17 protein-coding genes are annotated in these 18,611 nt (G+C 66.1%); 4 read left to right on the plus strand and 13 right to left on the minus strand.

Going from position 1 to position 18,611, the window contains the following annotated elements:
- Nucleotides 1-35 precede the first annotated feature (35 nt).
- From CFB34_RS17685 to gloB, 10 genes are all read right to left on the minus strand, one after another.
- Complete coding sequence (locus tag CFB34_RS17685; protein WP_021163361.1) at nucleotides 36-494, minus strand: DUF4149 domain-containing protein; 459 nt, start codon at nucleotides 492-494, stop codon at nucleotides 36-38.
- A 14-nt stretch (nucleotides 495-508) separates the two neighbouring features.
- Nucleotides 509-985: a transcription elongation factor GreA gene (gene greA, locus CFB34_RS17690; protein ID WP_057927897.1), complete on the minus strand. Its 477-nt coding sequence runs from the start codon at nucleotides 983-985 to the stop codon at nucleotides 509-511.
- Nucleotides 986-1,103: 118 nt separating this feature from the next.
- Nucleotides 1,104-4,358: a carbamoyl-phosphate synthase large subunit gene (gene carB, locus CFB34_RS17695; protein WP_089439702.1), complete on the minus strand. Its 3,255-nt coding sequence runs from the start codon at nucleotides 4,356-4,358 to the stop codon at nucleotides 1,104-1,106.
- A gap of 65 nt (nucleotides 4,359-4,423) precedes the next feature.
- A complete protein-coding gene (locus CFB34_RS17700) occupies nucleotides 4,424-5,488 on the minus strand; it encodes a 5-bromo-4-chloroindolyl phosphate hydrolysis family protein (protein ID WP_143329424.1) in 1,065 nt (354 codons plus the stop codon).
- Entirely contained in the window at nucleotides 5,485-6,678 is a 1,194-nt protein-coding gene (locus CFB34_RS17705; RefSeq protein ID WP_089439700.1) for a toxic anion resistance protein, read from the minus strand. The genes CFB34_RS17700 and CFB34_RS17705 overlap by 4 nt, the downstream gene beginning before the upstream one ends.
- 24 nt (nucleotides 6,679-6,702) lie before the next feature.
- Entirely contained in the window at nucleotides 6,703-7,362 is a 660-nt protein-coding gene (leuE, locus tag CFB34_RS17710; RefSeq protein ID WP_039347686.1) for a leucine efflux protein LeuE, read from the minus strand.
- A 37-nt stretch (nucleotides 7,363-7,399) separates the two neighbouring features.
- Nucleotides 7,400-8,545, minus strand: coding sequence for a glutamine-hydrolyzing carbamoyl-phosphate synthase small subunit (carA, locus tag CFB34_RS17715; RefSeq protein ID WP_041492797.1), 1,146 nt, complete (start codon nucleotides 8,543-8,545; stop codon nucleotides 7,400-7,402).
- A 365-nt stretch (nucleotides 8,546-8,910) separates the two neighbouring features.
- Entirely contained in the window at nucleotides 8,911-10,128 is a 1,218-nt protein-coding gene (locus CFB34_RS17720; protein WP_089439699.1) for an MFS transporter, read from the minus strand.
- 157 nt (nucleotides 10,129-10,285) lie between these two features.
- Complete coding sequence (locus CFB34_RS17725) at nucleotides 10,286-11,845, minus strand: transglycosylase SLT domain-containing protein (RefSeq protein WP_089439698.1); 1,560 nt, start codon at nucleotides 11,843-11,845, stop codon at nucleotides 10,286-10,288.
- A 151-nt stretch (nucleotides 11,846-11,996) separates the two neighbouring features.
- A complete protein-coding gene (gene gloB / locus CFB34_RS17730) occupies nucleotides 11,997-12,803 on the minus strand; it encodes a hydroxyacylglutathione hydrolase (protein ID WP_089439697.1) in 807 nt (268 codons plus the stop codon).
- An 18-nt stretch (nucleotides 12,804-12,821) separates the two neighbouring features.
- Here gloB and CFB34_RS17735 point away from each other — a divergent pair, with 18 nt between their 5' ends.
- From CFB34_RS17735 to dnaQ, 3 genes are read left to right on the plus strand one after another with little or no spacing between them, the layout of a single operon-like run.
- Nucleotides 12,822-13,634 carry a class I SAM-dependent methyltransferase gene (locus CFB34_RS17735; protein WP_089439696.1) on the plus strand — a complete coding sequence of 271 codons (813 nt, stop codon included), beginning with the start codon at nucleotides 12,822-12,824 and terminating at the stop codon, nucleotides 13,632-13,634.
- The gene (gene rnhA / locus CFB34_RS17740; RefSeq protein ID WP_039347704.1) at nucleotides 13,631-14,074 is read left to right on the plus strand and encodes a ribonuclease HI; all 444 of its coding nucleotides are present in this window, start codon (nucleotides 13,631-13,633) and stop codon (nucleotides 14,072-14,074) included. The genes CFB34_RS17735 and rnhA overlap by 4 nt, the downstream gene beginning before the upstream one ends.
- Before the next feature lie 38 nt (nucleotides 14,075-14,112).
- Nucleotides 14,113-14,847, plus strand: coding sequence for a DNA polymerase III subunit epsilon (gene dnaQ, locus CFB34_RS17745; protein WP_089439695.1), 735 nt, complete (start codon nucleotides 14,113-14,115; stop codon nucleotides 14,845-14,847).
- Between the two features lie 34 nt (nucleotides 14,848-14,881).
- On the opposite strand, the gene CFB34_RS17750 is transcribed toward dnaQ, so the two are convergent.
- Nucleotides 14,882-15,214: a YnfA family protein gene (locus CFB34_RS17750; RefSeq protein ID WP_089439694.1), complete on the minus strand. Its 333-nt coding sequence runs from the start codon at nucleotides 15,212-15,214 to the stop codon at nucleotides 14,882-14,884.
- A 538-nt stretch (nucleotides 15,215-15,752) separates the two neighbouring features.
- Between CFB34_RS17750 and proP the strand changes: the two genes are divergently transcribed.
- Entirely contained in the window at nucleotides 15,753-17,240 is a 1,488-nt protein-coding gene (proP, locus tag CFB34_RS17755; RefSeq protein WP_089439693.1) for a glycine betaine/L-proline transporter ProP, read from the plus strand.
- Nucleotides 17,241-17,349: 109 nt separating this feature from the next.
- Here the strand turns inward: proP and CFB34_RS17760 are convergent, their stop codons facing one another.
- A complete protein-coding gene (locus tag CFB34_RS17760) occupies nucleotides 17,350-17,544 on the minus strand; it encodes a hypothetical protein (protein ID WP_069249260.1) in 195 nt (64 codons plus the stop codon).
- Nucleotides 17,545-17,729: 185 nt separating this feature from the next.
- On the minus strand, nucleotides 17,730-18,359 hold the full coding sequence (locus CFB34_RS17765; protein WP_089439692.1) for a glutathione S-transferase: 630 nt from the start codon (nucleotides 18,357-18,359) through the stop codon (nucleotides 17,730-17,732).
- Nucleotides 18,360-18,611: the final 252 nt, after the last annotated feature.

Below are 18,611 nucleotides of genomic sequence, written 5' to 3' on the forward strand. Positions count from 1 at the left end.
GGCCCGGCCTTGACCGGGCCCGTGCGGCATTCGCGTCAGGCGTCGCGCGCCGGCAGACGCCAGATCAGCATCAGCCCCAGCACACTCTCGACGAGGTAGAACACGCTCGAGACGCCGTGCAGCATCCCGAAACGGCTCGCATACGGCGAGTTCGCGATATCGGTGCCCGCGTCCATCGCGGCCACCCGCAGCGCATTCATGAACGGCTGCAGTGCGAAATACCCGACCAGCACGCACACGACCATCGCGGCGACGACCCAGCGCACGCGGCGATATTCGCTGCTGCCGCGCCGCACCTGCTGGTTCGACAACGCGAGCAGCAGCACGCCGCACACGACACCGAGGATCGCCTCGATACGGAACAGCTGGGCGGCGACCGAACCGGCCGTCATCCGCTCCAGCGTCTTGAACAGCACGGGCGCGACCGCATACCCGATCGTCAGCAGGCTGCCGACCCACACGGCCGACAGCAGACGGAACACGCGATGCGGCATCACGTCGCCCCGCTTCAGATGTAGCTGACCGAGATGATTTCGTACTCGCGCACGCCGCTCGGCGCCTGCACGGCCGCGACGTCGCCTTCGGACTTGCCGATCAGTGCGCGCGCGATCGGCGAGCTGACCGAGATCAGGCCGTGGTCGATATCGGCTTCGTCGTCACCGACGATCTGGTACTTGACGGTGTCGCCCGACTCGAGATCCTCGAGTTCGACGGTCGATGCGAAAACCACGCGGCCTTCGGCATCGAGCACGGTGGGATCGATGACCTGCGCGGCCGACAGCTTCGATTCGAGTTCCGCGATACGACCCTCGATGAAGCCCTGCTTTTCCTTCGCGGCATCGTATTCGGCGTTTTCGGACAGGTCACCCTGTGCGCGGGCCTCCGCGATCGCGTTGATCACGGCCGGCCGCTCGACGGACTTGAGGCGCTGCAATTCATCGCGCAGGAGTTCCGCGCCACGCTTTGTCAACGGAATGGTGCTCATAAACGGCTCAATCGCTAAAAACGGCTTTAAAAAAAATCACCGCGATTAAGCGCGCTTCCGATGCACTGGAAACACCGCCTAATCGCGGCACGTGTTGCTTCGACAGGTAACTGACTGCTTAGTTTAGGCGAGCGTGAAGACCTTGTAAATCATAGACTTCCAGATCCTTCAGGTAGCGCAAGCCTTCAACCGCCGCGCGCGCGCCCGACATCGTCGTGTAGTACGTGACCTTGTGCGCCTGCGCGCTCATGCGGATCGAACGCGAATCGGCGATCGCCTGGCGCGTTTCGTCGACCGTCGTGAACACGAGTGCGATCTCGCCGTTCTTGATCATGTCGACGATGTGCGGACGGCCGTCCTTCACCTTGTTCACGACCTTCACCGGCACGCCGGCCGCTTCGATCGCGGCAGCCGTGCCCTTGGTCGCGACGATCGGGTAGCCGAGGTCGTGCAGCATGCGCGCGACTTCGACCGCCTTCGGCTTGTCGGCGTCCATCACGGTCAGCAGCACCGTGCCCGACTCCGGCAGGCGCGAGCCGGCCGCGAGCTGCGACTTGAACAGCGCTTCGCCGAACGTCTGGCCGACACCCATCACTTCGCCGGTCGAACGCATTTCAGGCCCGAGGACCGGATCGACGGTCGGGAACTTGACGAACGGGAACACCGCTTCCTTCACGCTGAAGTACGGCGGCTCGACTTCCTTCGTCACGCCCTGCTGCGCGAGCTTCTGGCCGACCATCGCACGCGCCGCGATCTTCGCGAGCGGCAGGCTGGTCGCCTTCGACACGTACGGCACCGTGCGCGAGGCGCGCGGGTTCACTTCCAGCACGTAGATGATGTCCTGCTTCGAACCGTCCGCCTGCGGCACCTGCTGGATCGCGAACTGCACGTTCATCAGGCCGACCACGTTCAGCGCCTTCGCCATCGCGCCCGTCTGGCGCTTCAGCTCGGCCACGGTTTCCTTCGACAGCGAGTACGGCGGCAGCGAGCATGCCGAGTCGCCCGAGTGGACACCCGCCTGCTCGATGTGCTCCATCACGCCGCCGATGAACACGGCTTCGCCGTCGCAGATGCAGTCGACGTCGCACTCGATCGCGTCGTTCAGGAAGCGGTCGAGCAGCACCGGCGAATCGTTCGACACCTTCACGGCCTCGCGCATGTAGCGCTCGAGGTCGCGCGGCTCGTGGACGATTTCCATCGCGCGGCCGCCCAGCACGTACGACGGGCGCACGACCAGCGGATAGCCGATCTCTTCCGCGAGCGCGAGCGCTTCGTCTTCGGCGCGTGCGGTGCGGTTCGGCGGCTGGCGCAGGCCGAGGTCCTGCAGCAGCTTCTGGAAGCGTTCGCGGTCTTCGGCTGCGTCGATCATGTCCGGCGACGTGCCGACGATCGGCACACCGTGCGCCTCGAGGTCGAGCGCGAGCTTCAGCGGCGTCTGGCCGCCGTACTGGACGATCACGCCGACCGGCTTTTCCTTGTCGACGATCTCGAGCACGTCTTCCAGCGTCAGCGGCTCGAAGTACAGGCGGTCGGACGTGTCATAGTCGGTCGACACCGTTTCCGGGTTGCAGTTGACCATGATCGTTTCGTAACCGTCCTCGCGCATCGCGAGGGCCGCGTGCACGCAGCAGTAGTCGAACTCGATGCCCTGGCCGATCCGGTTCGGGCCGCCGCCCAGCACCATGATCTTCTTGTTGGTGGTCGGCTGCGCCTCGCACTCTTCCTCATAGGTCGAGTACATGTACGCGGTTTTCGTCGCGAACTCGGCCGCGCAGGTGTCGACGCGCTTGTAGACCGGGCGCACGTTGAGTTCGACGCGGCGCTTGCGGACGTCTTCCGGCGTCGCGCCGAGCAGCTTCGCGAGGCGGCGGTCGGAGAAGCCGCTCTGCTTCAGGTAGCGCAGTTCGTCGAACGACAGCGACGCCAGCGTGCGGCCGCCGAGCGCCTTTTCCTTCAGGATGATCTGCTCGATCTGCTCGAGGAACCACGGGTCGATCGCGGTTTCCGCATAGATTTCCTGGGCCGTCATGCCAATGCGGAACGCATCGCCGACGTACCAGATGCGGTCCGGGCCCGGCTCGTGGATCTCGATCGCGATCTCGTCGCGGTTGGTCGACTTCTCGTCGAGACCGTCGACGCCCACTTCGAGGCCGCGCAGCGCCTTCTGGAACGATTCCTGGAACGTGCGGCCGATCGCCATCACTTCGCCGACCGACTTCATCTGCGTGGTCAGACGCGAATCGGCTTCGCGGAATTTCTCGAACGCGAAGCGCGGGATCTTCGTGACGACGTAGTCGATCGTCGGCTCGAACGACGCCGGGGTCTGGCCGCCGGTGATTTCGTTCTTCAGCTCGTCGAGCGTGTAGCCGACCGCCAGCTTCGCCGCGACCTTCGCGATCGGGAAGCCCGTTGCCTTCGACGCGAGCGCCGACGAACGCGACACGCGCGGGTTCATCTCGATGACGACCATGCGGCCGTCCTTCGGGTTGATCGAGAACTGCACGTTCGAGCCGCCCGTGTCGACGCCGATCTCGCGCAGCACCGCGAGCGATGCGTTACGCAGGATCTGGTATTCCTTGTCGGTGAGCGTCTGCGCCGGCGCGACCGTGATCGAGTCGCCGGTGTGCACGCCCATCGGGTCGAGGTTCTCGATCGAGCAGACGATGATGCAGTTGTCGGCGCGGTCGCGCACGACTTCCATCTCGTATTCCTTCCAGCCGAGCAGCGATTCTTCGATCAGCAGCTCGCGCGTGGGCGAGAGGTCCAGGCCGCGCTTGCAGATCTCTTCGAACTCTTCGCGGTTGTAGGCGATGCCGCCGCCCGAGCCGCCGAGCGTGAACGACGGACGGATCACGACCGGGTAGCCGCTGCCGCCGGTGAGCGCCATGATCTCGGCGTGCACCTGGGTCGCTTCTTCCATCGAGTGCGCGATACCCGACTTCGCGGAACCGAGACCGATCTTGGTCATCGCTTCCTTGAACTTCTGGCGGTCTTCCGCCTTGTCGATCGCTTCCGGCGACGCGCCGATCAGCTCGACGCCGAACTTCTCGAGCACGCCGTGGTGGTGCAGGTCGAGCGCGCAGTTCAGCGCGGTCTGGCCGCCCATCGTCGGCAGGATCGCGTCCGGGCGCTCCTTCTCGATGATGCGCGCGACGACTTCCCACGTGATCGGCTCGATGTAGGTCACGTCGGCCGTGTTCGGGTCGGTCATGATCGTCGCCGGGTTGCTGTTGACGAGAACGACCTTGTAGCCCTCCTCACGCAACGCCTTGCAAGCCTGCGCGCCCGAATAGTCGAACTCGCACGCCTGGCCGATGATGATCGGGCCGGCGCCGATGATGAGGATGCTCTTGATGTCTGTGCGTTTTGGCATGGCTCTGTCAATCAATAAATAAACGTTAATGCTGCATGTCGCGGCCGGTTCGCTGGCCACCGACTTCACAGGAGAGGCGCGCTGGCCTCCCGCTGCTCTGCCTGCTTCAAATCTTCATTCAGGACGCGAAGTAGCGCCTGGAGTCCCTCCAGATCACTCTCCGCCATCTGGTTCTGCACCTTCTCGAACTGGCCGAGCAGTCCCTTGAGACCCGCCTCGATTTCACGCATGTGTTCCGCTCGGGACGGGTTCGATTCTGTCAATCCGTCAGCCTTGATGAAAAACCAACCAAGCCTGATCGCGTTGGGCAATTGCGACGCGAGAAAGTGGTTCAACAGGCTGTACCGCTCGGCATCGGTGCCCACCATTCGATGGATACGCTGGCTGGTCCTGATCAGCGCACTCCATTCGTCCTCGATCACACTGCCCTTCAGTTGCGCGTGCATCTGGCTCATTTCGGCCATTTGTTCGTCGAGGAGGCTTGACGCCAGTCCGTGCCTGTTCGCCGCCGTACCAGCCACGGACGAAAGCTCGGCTTGCTGCAGCGGCTGCGGCGCCGCTCGTGACGACGACATCCACGCGGTTAGGATGTATTCCCGAATCCAGTCCTGCAGTTCCGGGAACCCGCGGTAATACTTGTGCAACAACCACTCGATCCGCGCGGAGTCCGGGGTTTCCAGCGCGCGCAGCCCCCACCAGACGAGCAGCGCAGCCGGCAACACGATCCATCCTACGCTCAGCCAGACCGTCGGCAGAAAATAGGCAAAAGCGGTCAGAAGCCCGATGGCAAGATGGACGCGCGGCACCAGGTACAGGTGGCGGAACGCCAACCCCATCACCGCTCCCATCAGGAAGAGCGACATGCCTGCACCCGCGATCATCACCGCGATCACCCACGGCCCAAAATCCACGAACCGGGCGTGCTTGTCGAATTCGTGCAACTTGTCCACCAGACCGACTGCGGCGACCAGCGACGCCGCACCCACCCCGACCGCCGTTCCCGCGAACGCGGAACCGTAAGCCACGAATCCGTGCCACAAGCTCATCCACAACGCACGGACAAAGAGCCGGGTGCCGCCTTTCGGCCGTACCTTGGGCAATTGAAGTCGTCCGCCCCAGCGCAGCATCACGCCCCCGCCGCCTGACGTGCCAACGACGTCCGCAGATCGGATTCGAGCTTCTTCAATTCGACCTCGACGGCTGCGCGGTTCTTCCGGCCTTCCGCCTGGATTTCCATTACGTCACCCACCGTGCGCAGCAGCAATTCATTCGCATGACGCACCGATTCGATATCGATGACGCTACGCTGGCTTGCCTGCTCGATCGACGTAGCGCTGCGGTGCAGTTGCTCGGCATTCTTGCGCAGCAGTTCATTGGTCATGTCGACCACGGCCTGCTGCGTCTCGTACGCCTGCTTCTGCCGCTCAAGCGCAAGCGCGGTGATGAACTGCGCCTTCCATGCGGGAATCGCGGTATGAATCGCCGTATGGATCTTGTCCACCAGCAGGGCATCGCCGTTCTGCACGATGCGGATCTGCGGCAGGCGCTGCAACCCGACCATTCGCGCGAGCTTCAGGTCGTGCACCTTGCGCTCGAGCCGATCGATGTTGCGTGCGAGATCCTGCACCTTCTCCTGCTGGAGCGCGCGCTCATCGTCCGACAAGCCGCTCATCGCGGCCTGCAATTCCGGCATACGGCTTTGCCGAAATTCAGCGACGTACTGCTCGCCCGCCGTGATGTAGGTGTCCAGGTTCTTCACATACTGGACGCCGTTCGCGTGCAGGTCGTCCAGCATCGCGATGTCGCGACGCATCGCCTCGCGCCATATCTCGAGCCGCAGCGCCACCTCGTTGATCTGGCTCGACACATCCTCGTAGCGGCGCACGAAACGCTCGACTGCCCGCTGCGCGGTGCCGAGCATACGCGAAACGAACCCCTGCTTCTGCAACGACTCCGGATCCAGTGAACGGATCTGGTCCTGCAGATTCGACAGGAGCGCTCCCGCTTCGCCTACATCCTTGCCTTTCACGTCTGCCAGAATGCGATCGGAATACGCGCTGAGCTCGCGCATCGCGTCGTCGCCGAAGGACAGCACGGCAGTGGACGACTCGATGTCGATCGACGTCCGAATGCGCGCGACCGCCCCGACCGCCCCGTCCGCCTCATTCCGCGGCGTGGCAGCCGCGGATGCGGCCGTCAAATCGATCGATGCAGTGCTCTCGCTCAACGAATTGCTTCCTGGCGTGTCAGTCAAAATGGTTTCCCCGGATGATTGGTCGATTCTTTTTATTGGGCCGCCACCCGACCTGCAAACGCGCAAGCGTTCGCTCGTCGGGTGACTCGCTTAACTCATCGTCGCCAGCGCGAGCTTCACCGAGAATCCGATGAACAGGCCGCCCACGCTGCTCGCCGCGCCTGCTGCAAGCTTGCGGCGGCGGCGGAAGTGCTCGGCAAGCCGTGCACCCGCGAAGATCAGCGTGCTCAGGTACAGGAAGCTCGCGCATTGCGCGATCGCCCCGAGCACGACGAACGACAGCGCGGGATGCGGGAATGCCGGGTCGACGAACTGGATGAAGAACGAGATGAAGAACAGGATCGCCTTCGGATTCAGCAGGCTCACGATCAGCGCCTTGCGGAACGGCCGCTCGCCATCGACCGCAGGCGCTGCCTCGACCGGCTCGTCGCCGCGCGCGCGCAGCTTCTGCCACGCGCTGCGCAGCATGCCGGTGCCGATGTAGAGCAGATACGCGGCGCCGCCGTACTTGACGACGGAAAACAGCAGCGGGTTCGCCTTCAGCAGCGACGCGACGCCGGCGGCGGACAGCACCATCAGCACCGTGTCGCCGACGAACACCCCGCACGCCGCGCGATAGCCGGCCTTCACGCCGCGCTGCGCCGCGAGCGACAGCACGTACATCGAGTTCGGCCCCGGCAGCAGGATGATGAAGATCACGCCGAACACGTAGGTCCAGATATCCGTGATGCCGAGTGCGTGGCCGAACATGATGCGAATCTCCCGTTCTTCGGTTGCGTCGTTGACGTCAGGCGTTGCGCTGCTTCGCCGCGTCCATCAGCGCGGTGAAACGGTCGAACAGGTAGCCGATGTCGTGCGGGCCGGGCGACGCTTCCGGGTGGCCCTGGAAGCAGAATGCCGGCTTGTCGGTCAGCTCGAAGCCCTGCAGCGTGCCGTCGAACAGCGACACGTGCGTCACGCGCGCGTTGGCCGGCAGCGAATCCGCATCGACCGCGAAGCCGTGGTTCTGCGACGTGATCACCACGCGACCGTCGCCGAGATCCTTCACCGGGTGGTTCGCGCCGTGGTGGCCCGTCTTCATCTTCAGCGTCTTCGCGCCGACCGCGAGGCCCATGATCTGGTGACCCAGGCAAATGCCGAAGGTCGGCACGCCGCGCTCGATGAACTGCTTCGTGGCCGCGATCGCGTAGTCGCACGGTTCCGGATCGCCGGGGCCGTTCGACAGGAACACGCCGTCCGGATTCAGCGCGAGCGCATCTTCCGCGCTCGCCTGTGCCGGCAGCACCGTCACGTGGCAGCCGCGCTCCGCGAGCATGCGCAGGATGTTGTACTTGACGCCGAAATCGTACGCGACGACGCGGTACTTCGGCGCTTCCTGCATGCCGTAGCCGCCTTCGAGGCGCCACTCGGTCTGCTTCCATTCGAACGGCTTCGTGGTCGACACGACCTTCGCGAGATCCATGCCCGCGAGACCCGGGAACGAGCGCGCGAGTTCGATCGCCTTCGCTTCGTCGTCCGAGCCCGTCAGGATGCAGCCGTTCTGCGCGCCCTTGTCGCGCAGGATACGGGTCAGCTTGCGGGTATCGATGCCGGCGATCGCGACGACGCCTTCGTCGCGCAGGTAATCACCGAGCGTGCGGTCCATGCGGAAGTTCGATGCGAGCGAGGGCAGATCACGGATGATCAGGCCGGCGGCATGGACTTTCGTGGCTTCGACGTCTTCGGCGTTGACGCCGACGTTGCCGATATGCGGGTAGGTCAGCGTGACGATCTGGCGCGAGTAGCTCGGGTCAGTCAGGATTTCCTGATAGCCGGTGATCGCGGTATTGAACACGACTTCGCCGATCGTGTGGCCTTCGGCCCCGATCGAATAACCACGAAAGACCGTGCCGTCGGCGAGTGCAAGCAAGGCGGGAGTAAAAGACGGCAACACGGGAGGCTCCTTGGGGAACACCCTGCTGCCGACCTGTTTACCCTGCCGCGCGAGCGCCGCGCTGCGTGGGCGCGCGTGGTCGCTTGCTGGACGCGGCCTGCGTTGTCGAGACGCGAACCCGGCGCGTGGCGCACGAGGCTTCGCGGCATCGCCCGGCAGGCGGCGTGCGGCGGATGAACGGGATGAATGAGGTAGGCGCTAGGGTGCGAGGTTGATCAGCACAAACTTTCAAATTATAGCCTGAAAATGGCCCTATCTTCAATTGATATGGCCGTCCGATCGTGCGCGCGCCGCGTCCGGCGACGCGGCGCAACGCGCTGCGGCCCCGTTTACGCGGCCGCCCTACCCGCCAGCGTACCGCCGGATCAGTGCGCTTGACCAGCGCCGCGCGCGGGCCAGACGTACCAGACCGCGCTCGCGAGCTGCAGGGCGAGCAGCACACCCCACGCGGTGAAGTGCGCGGCGGCCGGATAGCGGCCGTCGACCGCCGGCCAGTGCGACAGCACCGCGCCGACCCCGATCTGGAACGCAAAGATCAGCAGGAAGATCACGAGCGTGAGCGTCGTGTTCGCGCGGCCGATCAGGTGAGCGGGAAAATGCCCGGCCATCACCGCGTAGGTCAGGATGCCGACGCCGCCGAACATCCCGTAGGCGGCCCACAGCACGGCCGGCGGCAACGGCACGCGTGCGACGATCGCGGCCTGCGTCGCAACGAACAGCGCCATGCCGACGCCGCAGAATGCGTACACGGACACGCCGCGCCGCTCGAGCACCCGCGCCGCGGCGCCGAAGCCGACGCAGCCGGCCATCATCGCGAAGCCGAGCACCGACACGAGGCGCGCGGCATGCGGCGCATCGAACCCTGCGACGTCGCGCAGGTACGGCCCGACCCACAGCGACTGCATCGCGTAGAACACGCCCTGCGTGACGACGGAGAACGACGAGATCTTCCAGAACGCACGGCTGCTCAGGATGTGCCACGTGCCCTTGAACTGGCTGACGAGCCCGCCCTGGTGGCGCACCTGCTTGGCTTCCGGTGCGCCCAGGCCGATCGACGCCGCGACGATCACCGTCAGCACCGCGAGGCCGAAACAGATCGCGCGCCAGCTCGTCCAGCCGAGCAGCCAGGTCAACGGCGAGCCGACCATCACGCCGCCGAGGCCGCCCACGGCCATCACGAGGCCGTTGACGAGCGGCAGCCGGCCGACCGGGAAATGCTGCGCGAGCGCCTTGAACGCCGCGCCGAGACACACCGAGACGCCGACGCCTATCAGCAGCCGGCCGACCATCATCGTGCCGAGACTGTGCGCGGCGCCGAACACGGCCGCGCCGGCGGCCGCGAACAGCAGCATGCCGGCCGTCACGCGGCGCGGGCCGAAGTGGTCGAGCATCACGCCTGCCGGGATCTGTGCGCCCGCGAAGCCGAGGAAATAGAGACTGGTGAGCAGGCCGAGATCGGCGGCCGACAACCCGAGCTCGTGCGTGACGAACGGCGCGAAGCCCAGATTGACACCGCGAAACACGTACGACACGAAATACCCGACCGAAAACAGCGCGAGCACCCTCACCTGCACCGACGACATCACTCCCCCTTCTTATATGAAGACCATCGAGGCAGCGCCCCCGCGCCGCGCACAAACAAAAACGCCGTCACCTCGGTGACGGCGTTTCCTTGCATTTCGTCGGATGATACCGCAACCGCGCGAACCGGGCCGGCCGCACGATGCGTTCGCGACTGCGTTACTTCTTCTTGCCCTTGTGCGCGGCGGCCTTGGCCGGTGCCGCCTTCGTCGATTTGGCCACCGGCTTCGTCGCGCCGCGCTTTGCGCCGTGCGACTTGCCGCCGACTGCCAGACTCGCGCGCTCGATGTGCGCGCCGCCGGCCGACGTCGCGATCCGCTCCGGGCCGGGTTCCGCCGGCACCGAACGGCCGACCGGCACGTGCAGCACGAGCGCCTGGCCCGGCATCGCGAGATCGCGGTGCGTGCGGTTCCACGCCTTGAGCTGGCCGACCGACACGCCGTAGCGGCCGGCGATCGCCGCCATCGACTGCTTGCGGCGCACGCGGATCAGCATCTTGCGCGTGTCGGGTACGTCGGGTTCCATCGCGAGCGCGCCGTTTTCGGCGACGTCGGCGCTGATGTCCTCGTCGTCGTCATCGCCGCGCGGCACGACGATCGTCGAGCCCGGCTTCAGGCGCATGCCGGCCGGAATCTTGTTGATCGACATCAGCGTATCGGCGTCCACGCCGATCTTCTCGGCGATCGCGGCCGGCCGTGCCCGCTCGCTGACCGTATAGGTGGTCCACGACGACAGCTGGCCGTTGTATGCCTTCAGGTTCTTCTCGAACGCCGACGCGTTGTCGAACGGCAGCAGGATCTGCGGCTCGGTCGCGCCGAGGATCACCGGCTTCGAGAACGACGGGTTCAGCGAGCGGAATTCGTCGAGCGACAGGTTCGCGAGCTTCGCGGCCACCGCCACGTCGATGTCGCGCGACGTCGTGACCGTCACGAAATACGGGTGGTTCGGGATGTCCGGCAGCGCAAGGCCGTACTGCTGCGGATTCGCGATGATGTTCTTCACCGCCTGCAGCTTCGGCACGTAGTTGCGCGTCTCGTTCGGCATCCGCAGGCTCAGGTAGTCGGTCGGCAGGCCGGCCGCCTGGTTGCGGGCGATCGCGCGCTGCACGTTGCCCTCGCCCCAGTTGTACGCGGCCAGCGCGAGATACCAGTCGCCGAACATGTCATGCAGGCGCGACAGGTAGTCGAGCGCGGCGCTCGTCGACGCGAGCACGTCGCGGCGCTCGTCCTGCCACATGTTGCGCTTCAGGTTGTACGTGCGGCCGGTGCCGGGCATGAACTGCCACATGCCGGCCGCCTTCGCGACCGACAGCGCCTGCGGGTTGTACGCAGACTCGATGAACGGCAGCAGCGCGAGCTCGGTCGGCATGTGACGCGCCTCGAGTTCCTCGACGATGTGGTACAGGTACTTCTGCGAGCGCTCGGTCATGCGCTGCACGTAGTCCGGGCGCTGCGTGTACCAGGTAGTCTGCATGTCGACGAGGTCGGTCTGCAGGTCGGGCATCTGGAAACCGCGGCGGATGCGACCCCAGAGATCGGAGTCCGCACTGGTCAGGTCGCCGACGGATTGTTTGTCGACGTCGACAGTTTCTTTGGCGGTGGCGGATTTACGGAGGTAAGTGGACGTCGCCTGCGAATCGGCGGCGTTGTTGGCGACAGGGGCCTGGCTCGCACAAGCGGCGAGCAGCAGAACCACCATCGCACTCAATATAAGTCGCATGAAAATCTCTGCTTCCGACGGCTGGAAATTGCAGGCGATACTACGGAAGTGCGTGCTTCACGTCAATAAAAACACCGAAAACTCAGCGAAATCCTACATTTGGAGCAATTTTTACAGACTCCGCTTGAGCTTTGGAGTCCTCCGGAAATCATCATCGGAACCGGTTTTTCCACTCGCGCATCAGCGTGAACGCCGTCAGACGATCCGGCACCGTTTCGTGCAGTTCCGCTTCGAGCGTCGCGCGGATCGCCTCGCTGTCCGCACGCATGAACGGGTTAACGGCACGCTCGTGCGCGATCGTAGTGGGCAGTGTCGGCACGCCGCGCGCGCGCAGCGCCTGTGCGTCGTCGCGCCACGCGGCGAGCGCCGCATTGCCGGGCTCGCACGCGAGCGCGAAGCGGATGTTGGACAGCGTGTATTCGTGTGCGCAATGCACGTGGGTGTCGCCCGGCAACGCCGCGAGCGCGTCGAGCGACGCGAGCATCTGCGCGGGCGTGCCCTCGAACAGGCGCCCGCAACCGCACGAGAACAGCGTGTCGCCGCAGAACACGTGCGGCGCCGCGTTGCGCTGCCCGGCCGCCTGGAAATAGGCGATGTGGCCGCGCGTATGGCCCGGCACGTCGAGCACGTCGAACGTGGCGGCCGGCGCGTCGAGCGTCACGCGCGCGCCGCCCGAAAGCGGCTGCGTGACCACGCCGATCGCCTCGGCCGCGGGGCCGTAAACGACGAGGGGAACATCGTCCGGTTGGCTATCGCGCAGGGCCGCGACACCGCCGACGTGGTCGGCGTGATGGTGCGTGAGTAAAATAGCGGTCAACCGCCAGCCTCGTTCGGCTAGAACCCGGCGCACCGGCGCGGCTTCCCCCGGATCGACGGCAATCGCATCGCGGCCGTCCGAGACGAGCCAGATATAGTTGTCATCGAATGCCGGAACCGGCACGTATTCCAGCTCGTTCATGGGCGCGCAATCATCGTTATGTCTGACCGTCAAATTATAGACTGGCCCGCCTGGACCGACTCACCACCCGGCCGCTACGTGCTGGGCTGGGAGCAGGCGCAGCTCGACCGGATCGTGTCCGACGTCTTCGGGTTCCACGCGCTGCAGCTCGGCCTGCCGCAGCTCGACGCGCTGCGCGAGAACCGCATGCCGTATCGCGGCCTCGTGCTCGATCCGGCGAGCGGCGCGAGCGCGCCGTACCAGTATCCGTGGGCGCGCGAAGCGCATGCGCCCGAGCACGCGCCCGACGGCCGCAGCACGACCTGGTGCGACCTGCTCGACCTGCCGTTCGAGTCGCAGAGCGTCGACCTGATCGTGATGCCGCACACGCTCGAATTCACGTCCGATCCGCACAGGCTGCTGCGCGAGGCCGAGCGCGTGCTGATGCCGGAAGGCCAGCTCGTGATCACCGGCTTCAATTCGCTCAGCCTGTGGGGCATGCGGCAATCGTTCGGGCGCATGGCGAACCGCCCGTTCGTGCCGGCCACGCGCGACCAGATCGCGTTCATCCGGCTCAAGGACTGGATCAAGCTGCTCGGCTTCGACCTCGAACGCGGCCGCTTCGGCTGCTACCGGCCGCCGCTCGTCACCGACCAGTGGCTGGCCCGCTACGGCTTCATGGAAGCCGCCGGCGACCGCTGGTGGCCGATCTTCGGCGCCGTCTACATGGTGACGGCCGTCAAGCGCGTGCGCGGCATGCGCCTCGTCGGCCAGATCCGGATGAAGAAGCCCGTGCTCGCACCGGGCCTCACGCCGGCGGCCTCCCCGACCACCCATCAAGAACATTCATGACTACCGATACCATCGACATCTATACCGACGGCGCCTGCAAGGGCAACCCCGGCCCCGGCGGCTGGGGCGCACTGATGCGCTACGGCGACAAGGAAAAGGAGCTGTTCGGCGGCGAGCCCAACACGACCAACAACCGCATGGAGCTGATGGGCGTGATCGCCGCGCTCGAAGCGCTGAAGCGGCCGTGCCAGGTGATCGTGCACACCGACTCGCAATACGTGCAGAAAGGCATCAGCGAGTGGATCCACGGCTGGAAGAAGAAAGGCTGGGTCACCGCGGCGAAAACGCCCGTGAAGAACGCCGACCTGTGGAAGCGGCTCGACGCGCTCGTCGCGCAGCACGAGGTCGAGTGGCGCTGGGTCAAGGGCCACGCGGGCCATCCCGAAAACGAGCGCGCGGACGCACTCGCGAATCGCGGCGTCGAATCGCTCACGGCCTGAACGCGGGCCGCTCCCCTGTTTCCTACGTATTTCCCGACATGCGCCAGATCATTCTCGATACCGAAACCACCGGCCTGAACGCCCGCACGGGCGACCGCCTCATCGAAATCGGCTGCGTCGAGCTGCTGAACCGGCGGCTCACCGGCAACAACCTGCACTTCTACGTGAACCCGGAGCGCGACAGCGATCCGGGCGCGCTGGCGGTGCACGGGCTCACGACCGAATTCTTGAGCGACAAGCCGAAATTCGCGGAAGTCGCCCACCAGATCCTCGACTTCGTGAAGGATGCCGAGCTGATCATCCACAACGCGCCGTTCGACCTTGGCTTCCTCGACGCGGAATTCGCGCGGCTCGGCCTGCCGCCGTTCACCGAGCATTGCGGCGGCGTGATCGACACGCTGGTGCAGGCCAAGCAGATGTTCCCGGGTAAGCGCAACTCGCTCGACGCGCTGTGCGACCGCTTCGGCATCAGCAACGCGCACCGTACGCTGCACGGCGCACTGCTCGACTCGGAGCTGCTCGCCGAGGTGTATCTGGCGATGACGCGCGGCCAGGACAGCCTCGTGATCGACATGCTCGACGACATGGGCGCCGACGGTGGTGCGGGCAACGGCCAGCGCGTGTCGCTCGCCGCGCTCGATCTGGTCGTGGTGACCGCGAGCGACGACGAACTCGCCGCGCACCAGGCGCAGCTCGACGAACTCGACAAGTCGGTCAAGGGCACCTGCGTGTGGCGCACGTCCGCCGAAGCCGGCGCCGCCGAAGCGGCTTGAAGCAGGCGGCCGGCGGCACGCGCCGTCGCCGCGCTCACACGCGCGGCTGCAGCGCGATGACCGCCATTCCGCCGAGCGCGAGCACCGCGCCGGCCACGTCCCAGCGGGTCAGCGCGACACCGTCGACCACCCGCAGCCAGACCAGCGCCACCGCGATATACACGCCGCCGTACGCGGCATAGGTGCGTCCCGCCGCACTCGGGTGCAGCGTCAGCAGCCACGCGAACAGCGCGAGCGACAGCGCGGCCGGCACCAGCAGCCAAAGCGGCCGGCCCTCCTTCAGCACGAGCCACGGCAGGTAACAGCCGACGATTTCGGCCAGCGCGGTGGCGGCAAACAGCGCCGCGATCCTCATCAGTTCGGTCATCCGGTTCCTCGTGAATTCGGCCCCGTCACCCGAGGCCGCACGGCCCCGCCGTGCGCCGCCGATCATACCCGAGCCACCCTCGCCGGACGCCCCGCCAGCCGGGCGTTTCCCGGCAATTTGCACGATCATCCGTCATCGTGCTATCATGTCGCCTGTTTCAACATTCAATCTCTGTCTATTCGATTTCGCAAGAAGTCCGTCCGCGCGTTGCGGGCCGGCGCTTCGACCGAAATTGCACCCACAGGAAAGCCCGCCCGACAGGCCCGCTTTTCTCGTTTCGTTGCCCCTCCGGGGCGCTTGCCGGAACGCTGGACACCGTCCGCACCGGCATCTGCCGCCAGCATCACGCGGCCCATTCTTCATGAGCGCACTGTCGCGACGGCCCATCGGGCCCGCGTCGAAGCAGCCCCTTACGGCCCTTTACCGCCTGCAATGCAGTAAGTGCTTAAAGGTCTGCCCCGACGCGCCGCATCCGACACCGCGCTCGCCGGCAAACCGTGTCGGACGGCCCGCCCGTTCGGCGCAGTCAAAGGAGTGCATGACCTTGACCGCAACACACGTCAGCCCGACCGCTGCTTCTTCCACCGCTTCGTCGTCCGGCGAAGCCCCGCTCGTCGCGGACGACATCACCGTCGTCGACCAGAGCCTCCTCAAGCGCGCCGTCAGCGCCATGGCCATCGGCAACGCGATGGAATGGTTCGACTTCGGCGTCTACAGCTACATCGCCGTCACGCTCGGCAAGGTGTTCTTCCCGTCCAGCAGCCCGTCCGCGCAGTTGCTCGCGACCTTCGGCACGTTCGCGGCCGCGTTCCTCGTGCGCCCGCTCGGCGGCATGGTGTTCGGCCCGCTCGGCGACCGCATCGGCCGCCAGCGCGTGCTCGCCGCCACGATGATCATGATGGCCGTCGGCACCTTCGCGATCGGCCTGATCCCCAGCTACGCGTCGATCGGCATCATGGCGCCCGTGCTGCTGCTCGTCGCCCGGCTCGTGCAGGGCTTCTCGACCGGCGGCGAGTACGGCGGCGCCGCCACCTTCATCGCCGAATTCTCGACCGACAAGCGCCGCGGCTTCATGGGCAGCTTCCTCGAGTTCGGCACGCTGATCGGTTACGTGATGGGCGCGGGCGTCGTCGCGCTGCTCACCGCGTCGCTGTCGCAGGAAGCGCTGCTGTCGTGGGGCTGGCGCGTGCCGTTCCTGATCGCCGGCCCGCTCGGCCTGATCGGTCTCTACATCCGGATGAAGCTCGAGGAAACGCCCGCGTTCAAGCGCCAGGCCGAAGAGCGCGAAGCGCAGGACAAGGCCGTGCCGAAGGCGCGCTTCCGCGAAACGCTGATGCGCAACTGGCGTGCCCTGCTGCTGTGCGTCGGGCTCGTGCTGATCTTCAACGTGACCGACTACATGGTGCTGTCGTATCTGCCGAGCTTCATGTCGTCGACGCTGCACTTCGACGAATCGCACAGCCTCGTGCTCGTGCTGATCGTGATGGTGCTGATGATGCCGCTCACGCTCGCCGCCGGCCGCCTGTCGGACAAGGTCGGCCGCAAGCCCGTGATGCTCGCCGGCTGCGTCGGCCTGCTCGTGCTGTCGATCCCGGCGATGATGCTGATCCACGCGGGCACCACGGCGTCGGTGTTCGGCGGGCTGCTGATCCTCGGCGTGCTGCTGTCGTGCTTTACCGGCGTGATGCCGTCGGCGCTGCCGGCGCTGTTCCCGACCGAGATCCGCTACGGCGCGCTCGCGATCGGCTTCAACGTGTCGGTGTCGCTGTTCGGCGGCACGACGCCGCTCGTGACCGCCTGGCTGGTCGACGTCACGCACAACCTGATGATGCCCGCGTACTACATGATGGGCGCCGCCGTGATCGGCATCGTGTCGGTCGTCGCGCTCGCCGAAACCGCGCGCCAGCCGCTCAAGGGCTCGCCGCCGGCCGTCGCGTCGCGCCGCGAAGCTCATCAGCTCGTGCGCCAGATGCGCGAAGACGACGAAGCGGATATCTACAGTGTCGGGTCGCCGGCACGCGCCTGAGCGTCACCCATGAAAAAGCCCCGGCCAAAGCCGGGGCCCGATCGAACCCGATCCGCCCGACCGTCTTGCGCCGGCCGGGCTTTTTTTCATCCATTCGACGCCGGCGCGCTCATGCCTGCGCTTCGCAGTGGCGGCAGAAAATCAGCGCTCGCGAGCGCGACACGGCGGCCTGCGCACCGCGCGCCGCGACGATCAGCCCGACCTGACCGAGATTGAAATCGCGCTCGACCATCAACTGCGTCAGCGCGGCAAGCGGCAACACGAGGGACGGGTGGTACAGGCTCGATTCGATCAGGGCTTTCATCTGCGGCTCCATCAGGCAAGGCGTCATTCGATGGAGTGGATTCTAGGGACCGGCCGCGCCCGGATAAACAGCGCGAATGCGAAGTCACTTGTCAGCCGCCGAGAACAATCGACAGCGCCTTGCCTGACAAGGCTGGGCGGGCGATGGGCAGCGGCGCGGGGCTCCGCCGCAGGTCGCCGCTGCGCCTAGACGAGCGGTGTTTCGACGAACGCCGGCAGCGCCTCCGCCCGCGCCGAATGCGCGGCCAGTGCCGGATAACGGGCCGGATCGATCCGCGCGAGCGTCGGGTAGTCGGCCGCCATGAACTGCGTGAAGCGCCATGCGACCGCGACCGTCACGTCGGACTGCAGCAGGCGCGCGCCGCCGAACCAGCCGTTCGCGGCCGCGACGAGCGGCTCCAGGGCGCCGTATGCGCCCTCGATCTGGCTCAGTACGCGCTCGAGCCACGGCGCATGCTGCTTGTCGGCCGGACGCAGCGCCTGCTCGTAGACGACCTGCACGGTCTTCTCGGCGGCCGCCAGCGCGAAACCGACCGGCACGAGCGCGCGCAGCCGCGCATCGGCGGTATCGGGCAGCAAGCGCCGCTCGGGCGCGACCCGATGATCGAGATAGTCGACGATCAACGACGAATCGAGCAGCGTCGCGCCGTCGTCGGTCACGAGCGTCGGCGCCTTGACGACCGGGTTGGTCGCCCTGAACTGCTCGAAATGACGGAACACCGAGATCGACTCGTGTTCGAACGGGAGGTCGAGCAGTTTCGCCGAAATGGCGACCCGACGCACGAACGGGGAATCCAGCATGCCGATCAGCTTCATCGCGAACGCTCCGCTTCGGAAGAATGGGAGCGACGACTGTAGCAGCGTCGCGCGGCATCGCCTAGGGCTCGGGCCCGTTCCCGCCCGCAACGAGCGGGGGCCGGCGCCGCGACCGCGTTTGCCGAAATAGCGGACCGTACTCGGCTGGCCTTCGCGCCCGTGCGCCTGATGCACATCAACCCGCCGCGCGCGGGACTCACGATGTCCGGCCACAGTGACCATAATGCAAGTTCACCCCCCCTCCGCCTCAAG

Source organism: Burkholderia sp. HI4860 (assembly GCF_002223045.2).
Taxonomy (GTDB): Bacteria; Pseudomonadota; Gammaproteobacteria; order Burkholderiales; family Burkholderiaceae; genus Burkholderia.

Bases quoted from the DNA above. Each gene is read 5' to 3' on its own strand.
- CFB34_RS17720 (WP_089439699.1), bottom strand. From the start codon at position 10,128: ATGTCGTCGGTGCAGGTGAGGGTGCTCGCGCTGTTTTCGGTCGGGTAT.
- CFB34_RS17760 (WP_069249260.1), bottom strand. From the start codon at position 17,544: ATGAAAGCCCTGATCGAATCGAGCCTGTACCACCCGTCCCTCGTGTTG.
- dnaQ (WP_089439695.1), top strand. From the start codon at position 14,113: ATGCGCCAGATCATTCTCGATACCGAAACCACCGGCCTGAACGCCCGC.
- carB (WP_089439702.1), bottom strand. From the start codon at position 4,358: ATGCCAAAACGCACAGACATCAAGAGCATCCTCATCATCGGCGCCGGC.
- rnhA (WP_039347704.1), top strand. From the start codon at position 13,631: ATGACTACCGATACCATCGACATCTATACCGACGGCGCCTGCAAGGGC.
- leuE (WP_039347686.1), bottom strand. From the start codon at position 7,362: ATGTTCGGCCACGCACTCGGCATCACGGATATCTGGACCTACGTGTTC.
- CFB34_RS17685 (WP_021163361.1), bottom strand. From the start codon at position 494: ATGCCGCATCGCGTGTTCCGTCTGCTGTCGGCCGTGTGGGTCGGCAGC.
- CFB34_RS17750 (WP_089439694.1), bottom strand. From the start codon at position 15,214: ATGACCGAACTGATGAGGATCGCGGCGCTGTTTGCCGCCACCGCGCTG.
- CFB34_RS17735 (WP_089439696.1), top strand. From the start codon at position 12,822: ATGTCTGACCGTCAAATTATAGACTGGCCCGCCTGGACCGACTCACCA.
- gloB (WP_089439697.1), bottom strand. From the start codon at position 12,803: ATGAACGAGCTGGAATACGTGCCGGTTCCGGCATTCGATGACAACTAT.
- greA (WP_057927897.1), bottom strand. From the start codon at position 985: ATGAGCACCATTCCGTTGACAAAGCGTGGCGCGGAACTCCTGCGCGAT.
- CFB34_RS17725 (WP_089439698.1), bottom strand. From the start codon at position 11,845: ATGCGACTTATATTGAGTGCGATGGTGGTTCTGCTGCTCGCCGCTTGT.
- CFB34_RS17765 (WP_089439692.1), bottom strand. From the start codon at position 18,359: ATGAAGCTGATCGGCATGCTGGATTCCCCGTTCGTGCGTCGGGTCGCC.
- proP (WP_089439693.1), top strand. From the start codon at position 15,753: ATGACCTTGACCGCAACACACGTCAGCCCGACCGCTGCTTCTTCCACC.